Below are 20856 nucleotides of genomic sequence, written 5' to 3' on the forward strand. Positions count from 1 at the left end.
ATGGCGACGGTGGCTTTCATAGGACTGGGTAATATGGGCAGCGGCATGGCCGCCAATCTTCTCAGGGCGGGTCATGCCCTCAAGGTTTATGATCTGAATGAAGGCGCCATTGCGGCGCTTCAGGAACAGGGGGCGACACCTGCCGCATCGGTCTCGGAGGCGGCGACCGGGGTTGATGCGGTTGTGACCATGCTGCCGGCAGGACAGCATGTGAAGTCCGTTTACATGGGTGACAAGGGTATTCTGGACACCGTATCCTCGGGCACGATCCTGATGGATTGTTCCACCATTGATGTGGACAGCGCCCGGGAAGTGATCGCAGCCGCGACGGCTGCCGGTCTTGATATGGTTGATGCGCCGGTTTCCGGCGGGGTGGCTGCTGCAGCCGGTGGCACACTGACCTTTATGGTCGGGGGGACGGAAACGGCTTTCGCGGCGGCTAAACCTTATCTGGATGCCATGGGCGCCAACATTATTCATGCCGGCGATGCCGGTGCCGGACAGGCCGCCAAGATCTGCAACAACATGATGCTGGCCATTCAGATGATCTCCGTATCCGAGGCTTTAGTCCTGGCGGAGAAACTGGGGCTTTCAGCTCAAAAGCTGTTTGATATTTCATCAAAGGCTTCCGGCCAGTGCTGGTCGCTGACTTCTTATTGTCCGGTGCCCGGGCCGGTGCCGACGTCACCGGCCAACAATGACTATAAGGCGGGTTTTGCCGCCGCCATGATGCTCAAGGACCTGCGGCTTGCCAGGGAGGCAGCGGCAAGCAGCGGTGCGACAACACCGCTCGGGGAACTGTCGGAAAAACTCTATACAGCATACGCAGATGCGGGAAATGCCGGAAAGGATTTTTCCGGCATCATCAACATGCTTCGGGAAGGTGAGGTTTAAGCCTCTTCCGGAACGATGACTTCCATACCTTCAAGGTCGGAGGATACTTCGATCTGACAGCTCAGGCGGCTGTTATCTTCACGATTGTCGAGAAAGTCGAGAAGAGACAGTTCGTCTTCGCTTGGCGTACCGGTGGCAGCCTTGAAGCTATCCGGAACGATAATGTGGCAGGTCGCGCAGGCGCAGGCGCCGCCACAGTCGGCATCAATGCCGGGGACGCTGTTGTTGACGGCGGCTTCCATGAGGGAAACGCCATCTTCTGCGTCCACTTCGAACCGTTCGTCATCGGCAGTGATGAATGTTACTTTTGTCATTAACCCAAACTCCAATCCTTATGGCTTTAATGATCCCTCATATAGGGAATTTCCGGGCCAGGATCAAGCGTTAGGGACAGTAATCGCGCTGGTAGCCTTGACTTCCTCCATCGCGACATAGGTGTGGGTTGTGCTAACATCCTTGATGGCGGACAGTTTTTCTCCGAGAAAACGCCGGTAGTGTTCCATGTCCCTGGTCCGGACCTTGATCAGATAGTCGAAGCCGCCGGCCACCATGTGGCATTCCTGTACTTCCTCCATACGCATGACTTCCTCCCGGAAATTGTCCAGCGCCCGGGTGGTGGTTCGGTCCAGCGACACTTCAATGAAGGATACGAGGGCCGCATCAAGAAGTTTGGGATCGAGAAGAGCCACATATCCTTTTATATATCCCTCCCGTTCCAGCCGCTTGACCCGTTCCAGACAGGGCGTGGGGCTGAGATTGACTTTCTGGGCGAGTTTGACATTGGCAATGCGGCCTTCTTCCTGCAGCACTGTCAGTATTTTCCGGTCGATACGATCCAGTCGTTTTGAATGATCTGTTGTCATAGTTCTTTATTCTGATTTGTTAGAGGGATTGTAGATATTATCCTGATTTTTTTTGCATTATAGCAACATGTTCTGTGGGTTTAAAGATAATCTGTAGGCGAATCATGATTTTGTATACAATCTATGAATTATGATCGAAGGCCTCTTTTAAAAAAGAGGCATGCATGGTGACAAGGCAGGTGCATTTTGGCCTGTCTTACACGAGGAACCCTGCACGTTCGCAAAATTTGATATGGTGGGTGGCTTTGCCACCATGTCTGATAAGGTTATTGTGGAATGGATCCTCCCTCCATTCCTTCAGGTGGCACTCAAAACCTTTGTTGTGGCTGCGGACGTGCAGGTTCTGCTCTTTCTCCTAAATACTGACTTCAGGCCTTTTCTTCGGAAAAGGCCTTTTTTCTCAGGATTCTATCGTTCAGGGCAGGGGATTTTTTCCGCTTGTTCGGAATAAATTACCGTTTTGTGATAGAAAAACGATATTTTTTGCCAAGTCTAACCAAGTAACTGTAACAAAACGTTTTATTTAGTGATTTTAGCACTATTTTGTTGAAAAATATCCTAAGGGGAGTAGTCTGGAACTGTTTATTGTCGCAGTGCAGCAAATTAAAGTGAGTAAAAATCATGGGTGAAGAAACTATTGAAGCCCTGGCAAGACAGCTGGTCCGCCGGATGGGACGATCCCAGGCAATCCAGATTTGTCAGGCGAATAAATGGTTTCGGGTCCTGGATTACATCCGGGGCATTGATAAAGGGCTCGTTGCCAAATAAGTAAAAAATAAGCTCGGGCAGTTTGTGCCGGCCGGTATTTGGCACGTCTGAATATATAGGGTGGTGCATGTTCCTGAGCGTATTTGACCTCTTCAAGGTGGGTATCGGCCCATCCAGTTCCCACACGGTCGGACCGATGATCGCGGCCAAGGCTTTTCTTGTTAACCTGGAAAATGCCGGAAAACTTCAAGATATTGTTGCTATAGAGATTTCTGTCTATGGCTCTCTGGCCCTGACCGGTCACGGGCACGCTACAGACCGTGCCCTTTTGCTTGGTCTGGCGGGACATGATCCGGCCACCATCGATCCGGACACCATAGATGCCTGTATTGAAACAATCCGGAACCGTAATGAATTAAAACTTCTCGGACGTCGGCGTATCGCGTTTGATGAAAAACAGCATGTCAATTTTCAGATGGACAAGCTGCTCCCCCACCATAGCAACGGTATGGAATTTCTGGCCTTTGATTCCAAAGGTGAACTGATCGCCAGGGAGGTGTTTTATTCCGTCGGCGGCGGATTCGTCGTTTCGGAAAAGGAACTGGGCAGTAATTATCCGGCCCCACCGCAATTGCCGGTTCCCTATCCTTTCGAGAATGCCGAGGAACTGCTGGCGACCTGTCGGCAGCATGATCTGCGGATCGCCGACCTGATGCTGGCCAACGAAGTCGCCCTGGACAAAAAGAAAAAGGTTCTGGCCCGGTTGGACCATATCCACGGGATCATGGAGGCCTGCATCGACCGGGGATGCGCCCAGACCGGAATCCTGCCCGGTGGCCTCAAGGTGCAGCGCCGGGCGAAAAAGCTCTATGGGGATCTTCAGGCGGGCATGGAAAAACAGCTCAGGGACCCGGCCATTATTATGGACTGGATCAATCTCTGGGCGCTGGCCGTCAATGAGGAAAATGCTGCCGGCGGACGGGTTGTCACGGCGCCGACAAACGGGGCGGCAGGCATTCTGCCTTCGGTTCTGCGCTATTTCGACCGCTTTTATAACCAGAAGGGTCAGGACGGGATCAGGACGTTCCTGTTAACGGCGGCCGCCATCGGCTCGCTTTATAAAAAGAATGCCTCCATCTCCGGCGCCGAAGTGGGGTGCCAGGGGGAAGTCGGGGTCGCCTGTTCCATGGCAGCCGGCGGACTGGCCGCAGCCATGGGCGGCACAAACGAACAGGTGGAGAACGCCGCCGAGATCGGCATGGAGCATAATCTTGGCCTGACCTGCGATCCGGTCGGCGGCCTGGTCCAGGTGCCCTGCATTGAACGCAACGCAATGGGCGCCATCAAGGCGGTGGATGCGGCGCGTCTGGCGTTACGGGGCGACGGCCGTCATATGGTGTCCCTGGACAGGGTCATTGAAACCATGCGCCAGACAGGCCGGGATATGCAGGAAAAATACAAGGAAACCTCAAAAGGCGGCCTGGCCGTTAATATGGTTGAATGCTGAAGTATATTCTACTGACTTATATTGTTTTTTGTAGATAAATATCCGTCAATTTCCTAAAAATAGCGACACATATCGCTTATCTGATAGTAAAATCCGTGAAAACAGGCTTCATGTATTCAAGGAACGAACTATGTATGACCTCACCACTTCGGAAGAATTTTCCCAGCGGTCCCTCATGGAAATCAGAAAGGCTCTTCGTCAGGCGCAGCATGCGGACGAGGAAAAGGCGATTGCCAACCTGTTCCGGGCTTCCGGCCTGACCAATGCTGCCCGGGAGCGGATTGTCGAAACCGCGCGGACCCTGGTGAGGGATTCCCGTGAAAAAAGCGACGACCAGGGCACCATGGATTATTTCCTGCAGGAATTCGGCCTGTCCAACCGGGAAGGTGTGGCGCTGATGTGCCTTGCCGAGGCGTTGCTCAGGGTACCTGACGGGGACACGGCGGATCGTCTGATTTCCGAAAAGCTTCGTTCCGGCGAATGGTCGAGTCATCTGGGACATTCGGATTCGCTGCTGGTTAATGCCTCGACCTGGGGGCTGATGCTGACCGGGCGCGTGGTGGAGCTGGGCGATGAAGCGCACCGGAATCCCGGCAAATGGTTCGGCAAACTTATCTCCCGCAGCGGCGAGCCGGTCATCCGTTCGGCGGTCACTCAGGCGATGAAAATCATGGGCAACCAGTATGTTCTGGGACGCACGATTGAGGAAGCCACCGGTCGCGGCCGTAAGCTGAACCAGCCCGGCACGCGCTTTTCCTTTGATATGCTGGGGGAAGGGGCCCGGACCATGGCCGATGCGGACCGTTATTTTCGCGCCTATATGGAAGCCATCGAGAAAATAAGTGGCGCCAACGACAAGGACACGGTGACCGAGGCGGACGGCATTTCGGTAAAATTCTCCGCCCTGCATCCGCGTTATGAATTTGCCCGGCACGAAACGGTGATGAGTGAAATGCTGCCCCGGATCGTGGCGCTGGCCAGCGCTGCCAAAAATGGCGGCATCGGATTTACCATTGATGCGGAAGAGGCCGAACGCCTGGATATTTCCCTGGATATTTTTGAACATCTGGCCCGCCATCCCGAACTGGAGGGCTGGCAGGGACTTGGCCTTGTGGTTCAGGCCTATCAGAAGCGGGCGCCCTATGTGATCGACTGGCTCGTGGCCCTGGCCCGGGAGACGGGACGACAGTTCATGGTGCGGCTGGTCAAGGGAGCCTATTGGGACAGCGAGATCAAACATGCCCAGGAACTGGGGCTCGAGGACTATCCGGTCTATACCCGCAAGCAGACCACGGACCTGAGCTATCAGATCTGTGCCGAGCGGCTGATGGCGGCGCGGGATGTCATCTATCCCCAGTTCGCGACCCATAATGCCTATACGGTAGCCATGGTGCTGGAGCTTGCCAGGAAAGACCGGAATTTCGAATTCCAGCGTCTGCATGGCATGGGTCACCTGATGTACGACCAGCTCCGCAGCATGGTCGAAAAGCCTGTCCCTCTCAGGGTCTATGCCCCGGTCGGGGCGCACAAGGACCTGCTGCCCTATCTGGTGCGCCGTCTGCTGGAAAACGGCGCCAACAGCTCCTTCGTCAACCGGTTTATGAACAAGACTGTGCCGGTGGAGGAACTGATGCAGGATGTACTGACCCTGGTGGAGAAAGCATCGCCCCGGCGCCATCCCCGCATTCCGCTGCCGGCGGATATCCTGTCTGCGTCCGGTCGTGAACCTGGTGCACGGCGGAACAGCAAGGGGCTGGATCTTGCCGATCCGCTTGTGACGGAAAAACTGACTGTGGCAATGGAACAGGTCCGGCAGCAGAAATGGATTTCCGGCCCCATTGTCGGCGGCAAATTGCTCAAACGGGATTGTACCGACGTGCATAATCCGGCCAATCATCAGGAAGTTGTTGGTGAAGTCGGGACACCGACTACAGAGGATATGGACAAGGCGCTTTCTCTGGCCATGACTGCCCACAAGGAGTGGGATCAGCGCGGCGGGGCCGTGCGGGCTGAGATGCTTGAAAAGGCCGCTGACCTGATGGAACAGAATATGGGTCGCCTGATGGGCCTGATTGCTCTGGAGGCCGGGCGGACCGTGGTCGATGGCTTGTCCGAAGTGCGCGAGGCGGTGGATTTCTGTCGCTATTACGCCCTGCAGGCGCGTGAGAATTTCGCCGAACCGAAGACACTTCCCGGACCGACCGGGGAATTGAACCAGCTCAGCCTGCACGGCCGGGGTGTTTTTGTCTGTATCAGTCCCTGGAACTTCCCGCTGGCCATTTTCACCGGACAGGTGGCGGCGGCGCTGGCGGCCGGCAATGCGGTCATTGCCAAACCTGCCGAACAGACGCCGCTGATCGCTGCCGAGGCAGTGAAGATTCTGCATCAGGCCGGCGTGCCGGGCAATGTGCTGAATCTGATGCCCGGGGATGGGGTCACGGTAGGGGCAAAGCTCGTTGAAGATGAACGCATCGCCGGTGTCGCCTTCACCGGGTCAACGGAAACGGCAAAGGCCATCAACATGACCCTTGCCCGGCGTGACGGCCCGATCATTCCTCTGATTGCGGAAACCGGCGGCCAGAATGTGATGATTGTCGACAGCACCGCCCTGCCGGAACAGGTGGTGGACGATGTGCTGAGTTCTGCTTTCCAGTCGGCCGGGCAACGCTGTTCCGCCCTCAGGGTGCTCTATCTGCAGGCCGATGTGGCTGACCAGATCATAAATATGCTGAAAGGCGCGGCGGACAGTCTGGTAATCGGGGATCCCATGAGCCTGAGCACCGATGTGGGGCCGGTCATTGATCATGACGCGCGGCAGATGCTGGAACAGCATGCGGTTCGCATGGACAGTGAAGCAAAACCGGTCTGCACCCTGCCGCTGCCGGCAGAGTGTGAGGCGGGCAGCTTTTTTGCGCCGCGCATTTACGAGATCGACCGCCTGAACCAGCTGACACGGGAAGTCTTTGGACCTGTTCTGCATGTAATCCGCTTCAGAGGCAATGACCTGGACAATGTGCTGGAGGAGGTTCGGGCGACAGGATATGGCCTGACCCTGGGCGTTCACAGCCGTATTGAAGGCCGCGCGCAGGAAATTTTCAGCAAACTCGACGTCGGCAATACCTATGTGAACCGCAATATTGTCGGGGCCGTGGTTGGCGTACAGCCCTTCGGCGGCCAAGGCCTGTCCGGCACCGGACCAAAGGCGGGCGGCCCTCATTATCTGTATCGTTTCGCCTGTGAAAAGACCCTGACGGTCAATATGGTTGCGACCGGCGGCAATATGGAACTGTTCAGTCTGCTTGAAGACTAGTTCATTTTTTTAGTTGTTCAGGGCACAAAAAAACGGCGGGAAATTTCCCGCCGTTTCTTTTTGGATTCTGTTTTCGGCTTCTAGAATTTGGCGGTGGCGCCAAAGAAGAAGAAGCGACCGATCACATCGTAGGTGCCGGGATAGGTATTCCCGCTGTTTTCAGTCGTCCCACCATAGTCGTTACCCGGGATCGGGGGCTGTTTGTCAAACAGGTTGTTGATACCTGCCCGTACGGTCATGTTTTCCATGACATTGTAGGACGCGCTCAGGTCGAAATAATCGACTGAAGGTATTTTAGGCAGGGCATAGTCTGATGCCGGCGCATCACCAAATGCAACCAGGTCTTTTTCAACACTGCTCAGATGTTGCCACCGGAAGAACAATGAAAAGTCCTCATAATTCCAGGTTACATTCTGGGTCCAGCGCCATTTTGGATCCGGCCGCAGGCAGACATTACCGACAACGCCGGCGCAATCATCAATGGACAGGATTTCAGCATCCTGGTTGAGATTCTCGATCACATGGGTACCATTGAAAGCGAGATCTATGCTTCCCCATTCGCCCCCACTGAGATCGAAACTGTAAGTAATTGCCAGATCGATACCCTGGGTTTTCTGGAAGGCGGCATTGACCAGGCTGACATCGACACCGGTTTCGGTGCCGCCGATCAAACGGCCATTAAGCGGATTGCGGTGAATTCGATCACAAAACAGGCCATCACTGATGCAGGCATCAAGGATGTTCTGTTCGGAAATCTGCGCAACCGCATTGGTGATTTTAATGCTGTAATAGTCGATTGTAACGGCTAGTCCTGGAACGGCTTCCGGCTGGAACACAGCTCCGATGGAAAATGTGTTAGACTTTTCCGGTGTCAAATTGACATTACCACCGATAAAGTTGTTGATCTGGCCGGAAATCGGGCCACCGACAGACCCAATGTTGGCAGCAGGAACACCCTGTGCAATACATTGTGCTGTCAATGTCGCATTGCCGACCGGAAGGTCACCCTGACACGGATCGGTTGTCAGATCGCCGGTGCTTGGAGTATTGGGCAGGCCGATTTCGTTCAGATTGGGTGCCCGAACGGCACGCTGGTACATACCGCGGATGCGGATTCCGTCGACAGGAGTCCATTCACCACCGGCTTTATATGTCCAGTTGGTAAAGGAGTTTTCTGAAGATGCGCCGGATTTCACAGTCACCGTGTTGGTATAGTCGGAATAGCGAAGCGCACCTTCGAATGTCAGTGATTTGGCGAAGGCGACATCCTGTACCAGGGGAACCTGGGTTTCGAAGTAACCTTCCCAGATCTTGATGTCGGAGTCGATCAGTGAGTCAGAACCGAAACCGATACTGTTACCTGCCTGCAGGTTGTCATCAGGCAGCCGTTCACCGGAATCATTCCGATATTCAAAACCGACAACAAAAGCACCCGGCAGATCTGCCGTTGGGAGCTGGAAGGGTGTATCACCGCCGACGGTACCGCCGACGACAAGCTGCTCTGTTTTGTCAATAGTGGCGAGGTCAAGGGCGATAAAGGCCGCGGCCTCGGCAGACAGGTTACCCAGTCCAAAGAAATTGGCCGGGATACAGCCGCCGCTCGGGTCCTGACAGACAATATTGCCTTCACCGTCATCGACGGCCAGCATGGCCTGCTGCGCCTTGCTGAAGTTTACATCATTTCTGTTGAAAGTGGTCCGGCTTGTGCGGCCATATTGCATGAAGAGATCATAGTTATAGCTCTCTGCAAAATCACCCCGGAGGCCGCTGACGACCTGGTAAGCGGTGTTTTCATAGAAACTGTCACGGGTGCCAACTTCGAGAAGGCGGCGCCCAAAGGCAATTGTGGTTGTGGCGTCAGCATCAATGATGCCATCGTTGTCAGAATCAAAAGCCGCATCAACGTTTCCATCACCGTCCACGTCGGAAAGTGCTCCGATGGCTTGTGAAGACAGATAGGGATTATCCAGGTTGAGCTGAAACGGGAAGAAGAAGGTTCCTGACGGGGCGAGCACCGTATTCACCCGGCTGTTGGCGAATGAAAGTCTGGCATAGGCTTCCATATTCTCATTGATGTCGTAACTCGCCAGAGCAGTAGCCGTGATCTTTTTCTGCGGTGTCTGATACAGGTTGTAGGGGTTGAAGTTGAAGAATCCTTCAAATGGGACGAGGTTTCCATCCGGATCAAACTGAGTTGCCTCATACTCTTCGGAACCTGGCACCAAAGCCAATGCACCGTCAACTACACCTTCGAGTTTTGTGAAACTGCCCTGTTCCTGCAGCAGGTCATCAAGGGCAAAAACACCGAAGTCGCGCTGATCCTGGGTCAGGGCGTTCATGTTCATATAGCCGAAATTGACAACCGCATGGCCGCGATCATTGCCAAAACCTCCACCAATGGTGGCGTCGACGCTGAAACGTTCCGCATCACCATTTTCGGACAGGCCATATTGGGTATCGATCTCAACCCCTTCGAAATCATCGTTCAGGATGAAGTTGACAACACCGGCAATCGCATCTGAACCGTATACAGCGGAAGCACCGCCGGTGACCACTTCGACACGTTTGATCAGGCTGGTCGGGATCATATTCAGGTCAACATAACCATTGCTGTCATATGGGGTGAATCTTTTCCCGTCGACCAGAACGAGGGTACGTTCTTCGCCCAGATTTCGCAGGTCAACGGTGGAAACGCCGGGATTGCCATTGTTGGATGATGAGCCCAAAGCGGGCACTGCCTGAGGAATATCACGCAGGAATTCCTCAATATTGTTGGTGCCGGTGACTTTCAGGCTTTCGGCATTGATTGTTGAGACCGGGCTGTTGGCGACAAGATCCGCACGTTTAATACGGGTACCTGTGACAACGACCTCTTCGAAGGCCATTTCTTCTTCGGCTTCCTGGGCATTCGCTGTCTGGTGTAGGGGGATGGTATGAAGGCCTGCCAAAACCAGTGCAGACACGCCATACCGAAGGCGTGTTGAAAATACGCTTTTCATTTTCCTTAGCTCCTTAGGGTTTATAAATTTTCTTCTTGTAGTTCCCTTGACCCCCGGGAGGTGGAAATCCGCTAGTATTGAGCAGAGAAATTATACAATTTTATGACATGTGCACGGAGGGAGAGCGAAGGCATAAAAAAACGGCGGGAAAATCCCGCCGTTTCAAATTGTGTTTCTATCCTTGGTAGAGGATTAGAAGCGAGCTGTCACAGTTGCGTGCAGATACCGACCCAGAGTGTCATAGTAACCAGCAATGGTATTGGCGTTGGTTGAGTAATCGCCACCAATCATCGGAGGCTCTTTATCAAAGATGTTATTGACACCGACAACCATATCGATCTGTTCGTTAAGCTGGAATGTCCCAGTCAGATCGAAGTAGCTCTGTGCTGCAATGCCGTCATTGATACCTTCATCAACATCAGGATTGCTGACACTGCCATAGTAACGCCATTTGGCAGATACCCGCCACCAGTCGGCAGAGGTATATGTCAGACGCAGGCTATGACGCCATTCTGGTGAAACAAAGCAGTTGCTGCTGATGATGCCTTTACAGTCATACTCAGATGAAGCCAGTCCCGGAATTTCCTGAACGAACTTTTTAAGCATCAGAGTGCCAAGCATATCAACGCGGAACGTACCGTCGAGAGCGTCAATTTCATAATCAACAGTGAAGTCAACACCCTGCCAGTGCTGCGAACCAAGGTTTACGTTGGTACCAACAACATAGTTTCCGGTCCCGAGCCACAGGCTGCCGTTTGGCGCACGGTTGATCAGATCACAGAATACTGCATCACCTGTCAGGCCGCACTGTTCGATTGCCAGCTCAGGTGAGATGGTGTCGATCACGTCCTTGATTTTGATGTCCCAGTAGTCAACCTGGATGTTCAGGTTTTCTGTCGGGGAGATCACGGCACCAACAGTCCATGTATCAGCTACCTCTGGGGACAAGTCGGGGTTACCGCCGTCCAGAGAATTGTACTGGCTGGCCGGGCTTGGGGAGATGCTGCCGTACTGGGATGCAGTTACACCGGTGTTGGCGCATTGTGCCGCAGTCAGTTCAGGGGCAGCACCGGCACAAGGGTCAGTACCCTGCCAGAGGCCCTGGTTCTGCGGCAGGAACAGCTCAACTACATTTGGTGCACGAACAGCACGGTTGTAGCTGGCCCGTACTTTGACCATGTCAATCGGCTGCCAGCTCAGACCAACTTTGTAGGTAGTTGAGTCGTTGCTTGAATCGGCAGACGTTTTATAGTCAGAATACCGGATGGCCAGTTCCATTGTCAGGTCCTGAGCAAATTCTGCATTCTGTACGATCGGGATGATGGCTTCGCCAAAGATTTCCTTCACGTCATAGGCACCGTTAATGGATGCAGTCGGACCACCCTGGCCCAACAGAAGACCATCTTCGAATACCAAGTCACTCAGACGTTCAAAAACTTCTTTACGGTATTCCGCACCGACCACAAGCGAAACTGGATCTTCAGCAGAAGGAACATTGACGCCAATGTCACCTGTGACATAGCCGTTTACAACATACTCTTTGGTGATACCGCGAATGGTCCCAACAGCAGTAAGGTTGTCAGCCTGTTCAGAGGTGATGCCCTGGTAGGTGAAGACTTCGTAAGGAATACAAGTCCCGCCGGAAACGCAGACGAGATCACTGCCGTCCAGTTCTACATCAAGGGCTTCAGCAATAGCTGGTGCATAGAAGTCATTGATATAGCTGTCGGAGCTGGTTGTAGAGCCATAGATAAAGGAGAGGTCGTAGCTCCAGCTGTCATTGATGGCGCCGTCCATGCCGGTGACGATGCGGAATGTGTTGTGCTCAATGTTGGAAGCACGAGGACCACCTTCCACGTTACGTTTACCAATGTAGGCAGCGAATTCATCGCCAGCGCCTAGGCCCCAGTCTGTACAAAGTTCTGTAACCTGTTGGGCTGACAGCAGTGGATTGTCACAGCTGATGGAATATTCTTCAGCGAAGAAGGTACCTGATTCAGCGATCTGGGCAACCGTACGGTCACGCATGAAGCTGACTTCCATATAGGGGCGGAAGTGTTCATTGATTTCGTAATCAACGAAGGCGCCACCTGACCAGCGTTCGTCAGGACGCTGGAAGTGGTTGATCGGTGCATAGTTATAGAGGTTGCCTACCGCGCTTGTAAATCCGCCAGCAGAAGTCAGTGTGTAGAATTTGTTGGCATCAACCGGATTCGCCCAGGGAAGAGGTACCCTGTTGTCATCAGCGTCTGTATAGGAAATGAAGCCGTCACCACCGATGATCAGTTCCCCGATCAGGTCTTCATCAGTGATATCGCCATCGTCAAACATTTTCTGAGTATAGCGGTCATAGCCGTAAATGGTCGTTCCTGTAGCAGGATCGATCGGGTACAGGTCAAAGTTTGGAATAACAGCGTTGTAGGAACCGCCGCATGATGTGCCGCCACCGTTCAGGGCGCAGGAGGAATAGTCACGTGAACCCTGACGCAGTTCTTCAACCTTGCGCCAGTTGGCGTATACAGTGGCATGACCTTTGTCGTCCGCGAAGGAGCCGCCCATGGTCACATCCATGTTATACTGCCAGCCGTCAAGGCCACTGCTGCCTGTTGGATATTCAAATTCACGCTCGTCCATCAGACCCTGGATGAAGCCGTTGTTGTTGTTATGTTGGAATGCAGCAACACCGGCGGAAACCTCGACACCCTCAAAGTCTTTTTTCATGATGAAGTTGACCACGCCGGCCACCGCGTCGGCACCGTATGCTGTGGACGCCCCGCCTGTCATAACCTCAACACGGTCCACGAGAGACGCAGGGATCTGGTTAATATCCGCGGCAGACTGATAGATACCACCCGGCTGTACACGACGACCATTGACCAGTACCATTGTACGAACTGTACCCAGGCCACGAAGGTCAAGGGAGGCCGCACCGGTTGCGCCGTTTGAAAGGTAAGCAGTCTGGGCAGCTTCAAGTGCCGGGAGGCTGTTCATCAGGTCTTCGATGCGGTTATGACCGCTGAACCGGATTTCTTCCGCACCTGTAATCTGCAGCGGGCTGACGCTCTGAATGTCTTTACGTTTAATACGGGAACCTGTCACGACCACTTCTTCAAATGCCAGTTCTTCTTCAGCAGCTTCCTGCGCCTGAGTTACCTGAGCAGCCATGGACAGAGTTGAGGCGACCGCAATTGCGGATACGCCGTATTTGAGACGCGATGAAAAATCGCTCTTCATGATATTTTCCTCCGTAGAAGTTAAATAAAAGCCTGGTGGCTATTTTTCTGTTATTTCGTGCACACCAAAAGCAGACCCGATCCACACATTTGGGTCTTTATATTCAAGAAAAATAGTTGAGAGTCCTCCTTTTATATTCGGTCAATCATTCCACCATATGTTTTGTTATCGGTGTGCATTACCCCCCTGTTTCTTCCCTAAGATTCCCCTTTGGGCCACACAGTGAAACAAGTCGGTAACAGATGGACGCTAACATCAGTCAGAATCCCGGTCAAACATTTTGGGGGCCGAATTTCTGTATATTTTATACAATATTCCGGCTTCCATCAGAAAAATTCCTTCAAAAACAGGATAATATTCTGTAATATTTCAATATATTGTAGAAAAATGCTGTTTGGATTTTTAAATTCAAACAAATGTTCGATAATATTTTTCCCTGTAACTAAAATGCAACAGTGGTGCTTTTTTGTGTCTCTTTTCCGGAAAACCGGGTCTTGTGTAATATTATTGCGGGGATTTTATACAATCTGTTATTTTGTTAAACCCTTCCGAATCAAAGGGATATTTATACGGAATATCCTTTGGTGCTGTCTGGGCCCTGTTGCGGGACTCATGGTTAACGAAGGGTTAAGGGCGTGGAATCGCCAGAAATGCGGTCATTTGCGGACTCTTCATGTGCAGGCTGAAAGTCAGAAGAATATTCTGCTCACGTCGGGGTGCCCAAAAAAACGAAAGGTGAGGATGATCAATCCGTATCATAAAGGTGGGCGGGGATATCTGAACGGTTTATTGATGATGACAGAATATAGAGAAAAAAACGGGGTGGGCAGATTGCCGGGTGTGATCTGTCTGATTGTCGCGGCGGCGATTCTGGTGTCCTGCGCCCCCCGAAGAGGGCCGGGGCGAGGTCCGGGACCCGGCCCGCAAAATCCTGAAGGCCGGCTGGAAGAAATGAAGGAACGGCTGGATGTTAACGGGGACGGGCGGATTACCTGTGACGATGTTGCCCTGAAGCAGGACAGAATGTTTGCGGAGAATGACCGGGACGGGAACAATGTTCTCGACCTCGAGGAATTCCGACAGGCGCCCTGGAGCCATCCCGCCTATGCCCGCGATCATCTGGCTATATATGACAAGGATCAGGACGGTGTTGTCTCCCGGCAGGAGTTTGCCGCCCGAAAGGACGACCATTTTGCCAGGCTGGATCTGAATGGCGATTGTACGGTAACTGACGAGGAAATTGAGGATGCCATGAAAGCCCTGCGCGGCAGGGGGCGTCCCGGCGGCGGCATCCCGCCTGGTAGCGGCGGCGGACGTCCGCCCGGGGGGATGTGATACTCCTTCCGGATACCGATTTTCCGGCTGCTTTTCCGCACCTGAAGCACAGAATGCTTTATTTAAGAAGTTATTGAGGATAGTATGTTAGTTATTTCGAATAAGTATTTGGTACGAAATAATAAAAAGAGCCAGGCATTTTATGCGGATTTGTCGTTTTCTCAGTATGTTGTTTATTATCCTGACAGTTGCGGCGCAGGTTGGCAATGTCCTGTGGGCGGATGATATTGATCATGGCTCTGAAGATGCGGCCCTGACAGCCGGGGTTCTGGGAGCTATCCGGGAACAGATTGACTCCGACCCGCAGCAGGCCCTGCACAGAACCCGGGACATTCTGGAAAAGAAGAACAGCGCGCTTTCCCTTCAGGAAAAAGTTGAATTGATGGGACTCCAGTCAGGTGCCCAGGCCAGACTTGGAAATTTCAAATCAGGCTTAGAGACAGGGCGCCAGGCCCTTGAGATGGCGGCAAACGGCGATGTGACAGACAGGACAATCGCCTATGTCTATCACAGTATCGGCCGGAACCTGGAGGGTCTGGGGCAGCTGCCAGAGGCAATGAAGTCCTACCAGCGCGCCTACGAAAAATATGACCGGGCCGGGGATCAGAGAGGCCTGGCCTCGTCAAATCTGAATTTTGCCGGCCTGTTTGTCGGAGCGAAGCTGTTTGACAAGGCGATTGTCGAGTATGAAAAAGCGCTTAAACTTCTGGACCCGGAAAAAGATATTTTTCTTTATACCAGGACATTGAATAATCTGGGCTTCACGCATGTGGAAAACGGTACCGCAACCCAGGCCCTGGGGTATCTGGATATGGCGCGTGAACTGGCGCAGAAAATGGGGAATGAGCTTGCCATTGCCTATACCTTCGAAAATTCAGGCGAGGTTCTTTATTATTCCGGACAGTATGAGAGAGCGGCGGAATACCTTCTTTTTGCCCTTGGGGAAGCACAGAAAAGCGGTCTCGAACCACTTGAGACTGTCGCTTATCATTTTCTGGGTATGGTGGAATTTGACAGGGGTAACATAGAGGACGCGGAATATTACGCCGACAAGGCAGTTCAGATTGCCGAAAAGAACGAGGACGCCATCAATCTGGCAAAAATCTACGGGCTATTGTCAAAGCTCGCCCGTGAACAACGGGATTATAAAGAGGCGCTTCGCTATCAGGACCTGACCCTGCAATATGAAGACAATCTTGCCAGCGAGAATATCGTCAAGGCGCTCTCCCTGCTGGAAACGGAATTCCAGCTAAAGGAACGCCAGCAGCAGATTGAATTGTTACAGCGGGACAATGAAATCCAGCGGCTGTCATTGAAGGAACAGGAAACTTTCCGTTTTATGGGAATCGGTCTGGTGATCGTCCTGTGTTTCAGTGTGGGGGTTCTGCTTTATATCCTGCGGATCAAATCCCAGGCAACTGCGCTTGCAAGGGTGCGGGAAAAGGATCTTCTGGAATCAAAATTGTCTGCAGAAGCCGCCAATCAGGCCAAGTCTGAATTTCTGTCCTATATGAGCCATGAATTGCGCACGCCCCTGAATGCGGTGATGGGATTCTCGGAAACATTGCGGCTGCAGGTATTCGGGGAACTGAACGCCAAACAAAAAGAGTATATTGATCATATTCATGAAGGGGCGGCCCTGCTGCTGAAACTGATCAACGATCTGCTGCATCTGTCAAAAATTGAAACAGGAGCGGTGGAGCTTGATCTCAGGCCGTGTGATGTCGGGGAAGTTGTCCATGATGTTGTGCCTATGGTCCAGCATCTTATCAAGAGGAAGCAGGTTCAGCTTCACGAGGGTAAGATACCCGAGGGACTTGCTCCTGTTTTGATTGACAAGATCCGTCTGGAACAGGTCCTCGTCAACCTGATTTCCAATGCGGTCAAATATGGGCGGGATGACGGCAGTGTCTGGTTGTCGGTGGAAAAAAAGAATGATGGCCATGTGCGCATCAGTGTGAAAGATGATGGCATAGGTATTTCGCCGGACCAGTTCGGCAATGTCTTTATGCCGTTCAACCGGGCGGGCATGGAACAGTCGGGTATCGAGGGAACTGGTGCCGGCCTGTCAATTGCCAAATCCCTGGTCGAGGCCATGAAGGGTGGAATCGGCTTTGAAAGCACCCTCGGTACGGGATCCTGTTTCTGGATTGACCTGCCGATGGAAGCCGGAGAATAACGTAAGGCCCATGATCCGGATAGTCCGGGTTTGCGTACAAAATAGTATAGAAACTCAATGCAAACAGTTTGCGGTTCATGTCCATGAAATACATATATCGATTAGCCTGTATATTCAGCCTTGGTCTGGTTTCAGGGCCAGTTATGGCAGCGCCGGAACTTGAGGTTGTTCCTCATGTGGATCTGGGCCGCTATCTGGGTAAATGGTACGAAATTGCCCGGATCGAACATGGTTTCCAGAAAGGTTGTATTAACAGTGCCGCACAATACAGCCTGCGTGATGACGGGGATATCAAGGTTGTCAACAGCTGCGAAATAGCCGGTAGGGAAGAACCAAAAGTCGCCACTGCGAGGGCATGGGTCACAGACAAGACCTCCAATGCCAAATTGCGGGTGCAGTTTGTTCTGACGGGTATAAAACTTGATTTCCTGTCCGGCCGATATTGGATTATTGCGCTGGGAGAGGATTATGATTATGCCATGGTAGGCGAGCCGGGGCGAGACTATCTCTGGATCCTGGCCCGATCGCCGGACATGCCAGAAATGCTCCGGACCGGGCTGGTCAAACAGGCGGCCGATATGGGCTATGACGTGTCCCGGCTGATCTATAATGCACAAATCGCCGCCAGGGAACCGGACGATGCGGAGCAGTAAAATGCAGGGTGGTCACGAATTACCTTGCTTTTTCTTTTAATTAATGTTCTAAGCCATGCAGGCTTTGCGCGTAAATGATGTTAATGCATCGGCATTTGCCCCGTGGTTGCAATGTTTCTGAACAAGGATGTTGCCTTCACCCGAGCCGTAAAGGCTTAAACTACCGGCGGCTGATTTGCGCGAGCTTCCCTGATATTAAGTGTCCCGACCTGAAGGCCTTTGGCCTGAACAGAGTCCCAGTGGCACGGAGAAAGAATACATTTGACTACCTTTAAAGAGCTTGGCTTGTCCGGGCACCTCCTTTCTGCTCTGTCAGCAGAAGGATTATCGAACCCTACGCCGGTTCAGGCGCAGGCCATCCCCCCGCAGCTGAAAAACCGTGACGTCATCGCCATTGCCCAGACAGGCACGGGCAAGACGGCCGCTTTTTTGCTGCCAATCCTGGATATACTTTGCCGTCGCAACGAAAAAAGCGGGCCGAAATCCTGCCGTTTCCTGATCCTTACCCCCACCCGTGAACTGGCCCTGCAGATTGAAAGAAATGCACATAGCCTGGCGGGAAATCTGCCGCTCAGGACTGTTTGCATTGTCGGCGGCGTAAAACCCGGTCCACAAATACAGAAACTGAAGCACGGGGCTGACATTGTCATTGCCACACCGGGCCGGCTGGAGGATTTATTTTCCCAAAACGCCATAGGTTTCGGCAAGGTTGAGACTGTTGTTCTGGATGAAGCCGACCAGATGCTGGATCTTGGCTTCTATCCCGCCATTCGCCGGGTTATGGGCCATTTGCCCAAACAGCGCCAGACCGTGATGGTTTCTGCCACCATGCCGGCAAAAATCAAATCGCTGGCCCAGGAATTCCAAAAGGACCCGCAGACTGTAGCTGTTGCCACGGCGGCAAAACCCATTGACCGTATCGAGCAGTCAGTGAAGTTTATGGCCAAGGAAAACAAGCGGGGAACACTCATCGAGCTCCTGCAGGCCAAAGACGTGAGCAGTGCGATTGTTTTTACCCGCACCAAGCGCGGCGCCGATCGCCTGAGCAAGCAGCTTGTCGCTGCCGGCATCGGCGCGGGCGCCATTCACGGTAACAAGAGCCAGAATCAGCGTGAAAAAGCCCTTTTGCTTTTCCGGAATGGAGAGACTCCTGTCCTTGTTGCCACTGATGTGGCCGCAAGGGGTATTGATATCGACGATGTTTCCCATGTCTTCAACTTTGAACTGCCAAATGTGGCAGAAGCCTATGTTCACCGCATCGGCAGAACGGCCCGGGCAGGCAAGTCCGGCCAGGCCATCTCCCTGTGCGATCCGTCGGAAAGCGGATTGCTGGCGGACATTGAAAAGCTGATTGGCAATAAAATCAGACGTGCAGGCGGAAATGACCCGGCTCCGACGGAGCGTACAGCACGTGATATGCCGGAACGGAAACATACTGCTGCGAAAGCAAAGCCGCGGCCGGCGTCCCGCAGAGGCGGACCCCGGAAGAACGTCTCCCGAACAGAATCCCCCCGACAGGGAGCATCCGAGCAGGGAATGACCGGACAGGGCAGTCATCCGCTCAGTGAAATTCGCTTTCTGAAAGTTCCCGGAAGCAATACATCAACCCAGAAACAAACACGCGTAGCATGAGGTCCCTGAGGGACACATGTGAATAACAAACATTGGGCGGCGCGGTTGCCGCCTCATCATCAACCAAAAGGAAATTTATTATGAATGATGGTACTGTAAAATGGTTTAACCCTACAAAAGGCTATGGCTTTATTGCTCCTGATAACGGCGGCGCCGATGTGTTTGTTCACATCACCGCTCTGGAACAGTCCGGTCTTTCAAGCCTTGATGAAGGTCAGCAGGTTTCTTATGACACTGAAGTCAGCAGCAAAACCGGCAAAACTTCTGCGATTAACCTGAAAACAGCCTAATCGGCAGATCTTTCAGTAAGAAAAAAGGGCGCTGACTGCTTTTAGTCAGCGCCCTTTTTGCGTCTTTCGCGGGATTTTCCCCGAATGTTCTTACCGGGATTTTATTCGCCAGGGCAGGTCACATTCCATGCCAAGCGGCAGGGGAATAATGGTCTGGTCGCCGATTGTTAAGGGACAAACCTCTTCCGGCATTTTCTCGAGGGTGAAGGTTTCGCCAGGGTCTGGCAGGTCATAATATTCCCGGCCGATGGTGCAGAGGAAATTTTCCAATGCAGCCTGCCCGGCCGGTGTGCCGAGATCAACGCCGGCTATCTCGAACGCCTGGGCATAAAGCTGGGGGGCGATACCGCCGGTATAACATCCGGCGGCACAGCCACATGGTGTCGTTTTCTTAGTATGGGGGGCGCTGTCCGTACCGGCGAAGAATTTTGTGTTATCCGCGGCGGTGGCGGCGTCACGCAAAGCAGCCCGGTCTTCCTCGAATTTCACCAGCGGAAGGCAATAAAGGTGATATTTGAGGCCGTTGAGCAGACTGCCGACGGTATAGAGCAGATGCTGCGGCGTGATGTTGGCTTTCACATGGTCCGGCGCCTGCCGGACAAACTCCACCCCGACCTTTGTTGTCAGATGCTCGCCGACAATACGTAATTCCGGGAAGCTGTCGACCAGGCGCGGCATATGTTCTTTGTAAAAAATCTCTTCGGCATTTTCCGCGCGGTCAAAATAACGTTCCGCCGCGAGGCCGTGTTCCTCGCCGTGAATGCAGAGTGTCACCCCGCTATCCTGCATGACCTGGAAAACGCCATTCTCCATAAATCGTTCAAGCGGGGCACCGAATTCCGCACCGGTCGTCCCATGCGGGGGATAATATTTGCACGCCCTGAGAAGGCCTGATGCGGCCCCCTGTTCAATCATCTGCGGCGTTGTATCCCGGGTCAGGTAAAGCGGAACAATCACCTCTGTGAAGGACCCGCCAGCCGCTTCCAGAATCTCCACGCGATATTGTTCAATGCTTTTGTAATTGGCGACCCGGTCACGTTCGAACACCTTGCCGACCGGCGGGGCGGTGTTGGGCATCGCCAGGGCGCCGGCGCATTGCATCGACACATGGTCCTTTACGGTCGCCGGCAATGTTTCATCCTGACGGAAATGGGTGTGCAGGTCATACCACTTTGGAAGGGTGAAACATGTGGTCATTGAGGGTTCTTTCCAGAAAGTGAATAAATCTTTTTTATACGGTCATCCGGTTTCT

14 protein-coding genes are annotated in these 20856 nt (G+C 53.0%); 9 read left to right on the top strand and 5 right to left on the bottom strand.

Features of this window, described 5'->3' with window-relative positions; translation table 11 throughout:
• Complete coding sequence (gene mmsB / locus ACORNT_RS05730) at positions 1-894, top strand: 3-hydroxyisobutyrate dehydrogenase (RefSeq protein ID WP_321396605.1); 894 nt, start codon at positions 1-3, stop codon at positions 892-894.
• Here mmsB and ACORNT_RS05735 read toward each other — a convergent pair.
• Positions 891-1208 carry a 2Fe-2S iron-sulfur cluster-binding protein gene (locus ACORNT_RS05735; RefSeq protein ID WP_321396610.1) on the bottom strand — a complete coding sequence of 106 codons (318 nt, stop codon included), beginning with the start codon at positions 1206-1208 and terminating at the stop codon, positions 891-893. The genes mmsB and ACORNT_RS05735 overlap by 4 nt on opposite strands.
• Positions 1209-1271: 63 nt before the next feature.
• Positions 1272-1757 (bottom strand): Lrp/AsnC ligand binding domain-containing protein, encoded by a 486-nt coding sequence (locus tag ACORNT_RS05740; protein ID WP_321396613.1) that lies wholly within the window; start codon positions 1755-1757, stop codon positions 1272-1274.
• A 621-nt stretch (positions 1758-2378) separates the two neighbouring features.
• Between ACORNT_RS05740 and ACORNT_RS05745 the strand changes: the two genes are divergently transcribed.
• The 3 genes from ACORNT_RS05745 to putA all read left to right on the top strand — a co-directional run bounded on the left by ACORNT_RS05745 (position 2379) and on the right by putA (position 7282).
• Positions 2379-2525, top strand: a complete 147-nt coding sequence (locus ACORNT_RS05745; protein WP_321396616.1) for a hypothetical protein — start codon at positions 2379-2381, stop codon at positions 2523-2525.
• A 67-nt stretch (positions 2526-2592) separates the two neighbouring features.
• On the top strand, positions 2593-3972 hold the full coding sequence (locus tag ACORNT_RS05750) for an L-serine ammonia-lyase (RefSeq protein WP_321396619.1): 1380 nt from the start codon (positions 2593-2595) through the stop codon (positions 3970-3972).
• Positions 3973-4102: 130 nt separating this feature from the next.
• Positions 4103-7282, top strand: coding sequence for a bifunctional proline dehydrogenase/L-glutamate gamma-semialdehyde dehydrogenase PutA (putA, locus tag ACORNT_RS05755; protein ID WP_321396621.1), 3180 nt, complete (start codon positions 4103-4105; stop codon positions 7280-7282).
• A gap of 80 nt (positions 7283-7362) precedes the next feature.
• Here putA and ACORNT_RS05760 read toward each other — a convergent pair whose 3' ends face one another.
• Entirely contained in the window at positions 7363-10281 is a 2919-nt protein-coding gene (locus ACORNT_RS05760) for a TonB-dependent receptor domain-containing protein (RefSeq protein ID WP_321396623.1), read from the bottom strand.
• Positions 10282-10473: 192 nt separating this feature from the next.
• Positions 10474-13515, bottom strand: a complete 3042-nt coding sequence (locus tag ACORNT_RS05765) for a TonB-dependent receptor domain-containing protein (RefSeq protein WP_321396626.1) — start codon at positions 13513-13515, stop codon at positions 10474-10476.
• Between the two features lie 792 nt (positions 13516-14307).
• Here ACORNT_RS05765 and ACORNT_RS05770 point away from each other — a divergent pair.
• The 5 genes from ACORNT_RS05770 (at position 14308) to ACORNT_RS05790 (ending at position 19604) form a co-directional block, all read left to right on the top strand.
• A complete protein-coding gene (locus ACORNT_RS05770) occupies positions 14308-14850 on the top strand; it encodes a hypothetical protein (protein WP_321396628.1) in 543 nt (180 codons plus the stop codon).
• Between the two features lie 142 nt (positions 14851-14992).
• A complete protein-coding gene (locus tag ACORNT_RS05775; RefSeq protein WP_321396631.1) occupies positions 14993-17029 on the top strand; it encodes an ATP-binding protein in 2037 nt (678 codons plus the stop codon).
• Between the two features lie 143 nt (positions 17030-17172).
• Positions 17173-17682 (top strand): lipocalin family protein, encoded by a 510-nt coding sequence (locus ACORNT_RS05780; protein WP_321396634.1) that lies wholly within the window; start codon positions 17173-17175, stop codon positions 17680-17682.
• Positions 17683-17943: 261 nt separating this feature from the next.
• Complete coding sequence (locus ACORNT_RS05785; RefSeq protein WP_321396637.1) at positions 17944-19314, top strand: DEAD/DEAH box helicase; 1371 nt, start codon at positions 17944-17946, stop codon at positions 19312-19314.
• Positions 19315-19394: 80 nt separating this feature from the next.
• The gene (locus ACORNT_RS05790; RefSeq protein WP_321396640.1) at positions 19395-19604 is read left to right on the top strand and encodes a cold-shock protein; all 210 of its coding nucleotides are present in this window, start codon (positions 19395-19397) and stop codon (positions 19602-19604) included.
• 90 nt (positions 19605-19694) lie between these two features.
• On the opposite strand, the gene ACORNT_RS05795 is transcribed toward ACORNT_RS05790, so the two are convergent.
• Positions 19695-20801 (bottom strand): hypothetical protein, encoded by a 1107-nt coding sequence (locus ACORNT_RS05795; protein ID WP_321396643.1) that lies wholly within the window; start codon positions 20799-20801, stop codon positions 19695-19697.
• Positions 20802-20856: the final 55 nt, after the last annotated feature.

Source organism: Emcibacter sp. (assembly GCF_963675455.1).
Taxonomy (GTDB): Bacteria; Pseudomonadota; Alphaproteobacteria; order Sphingomonadales; family Emcibacteraceae; genus Emcibacter.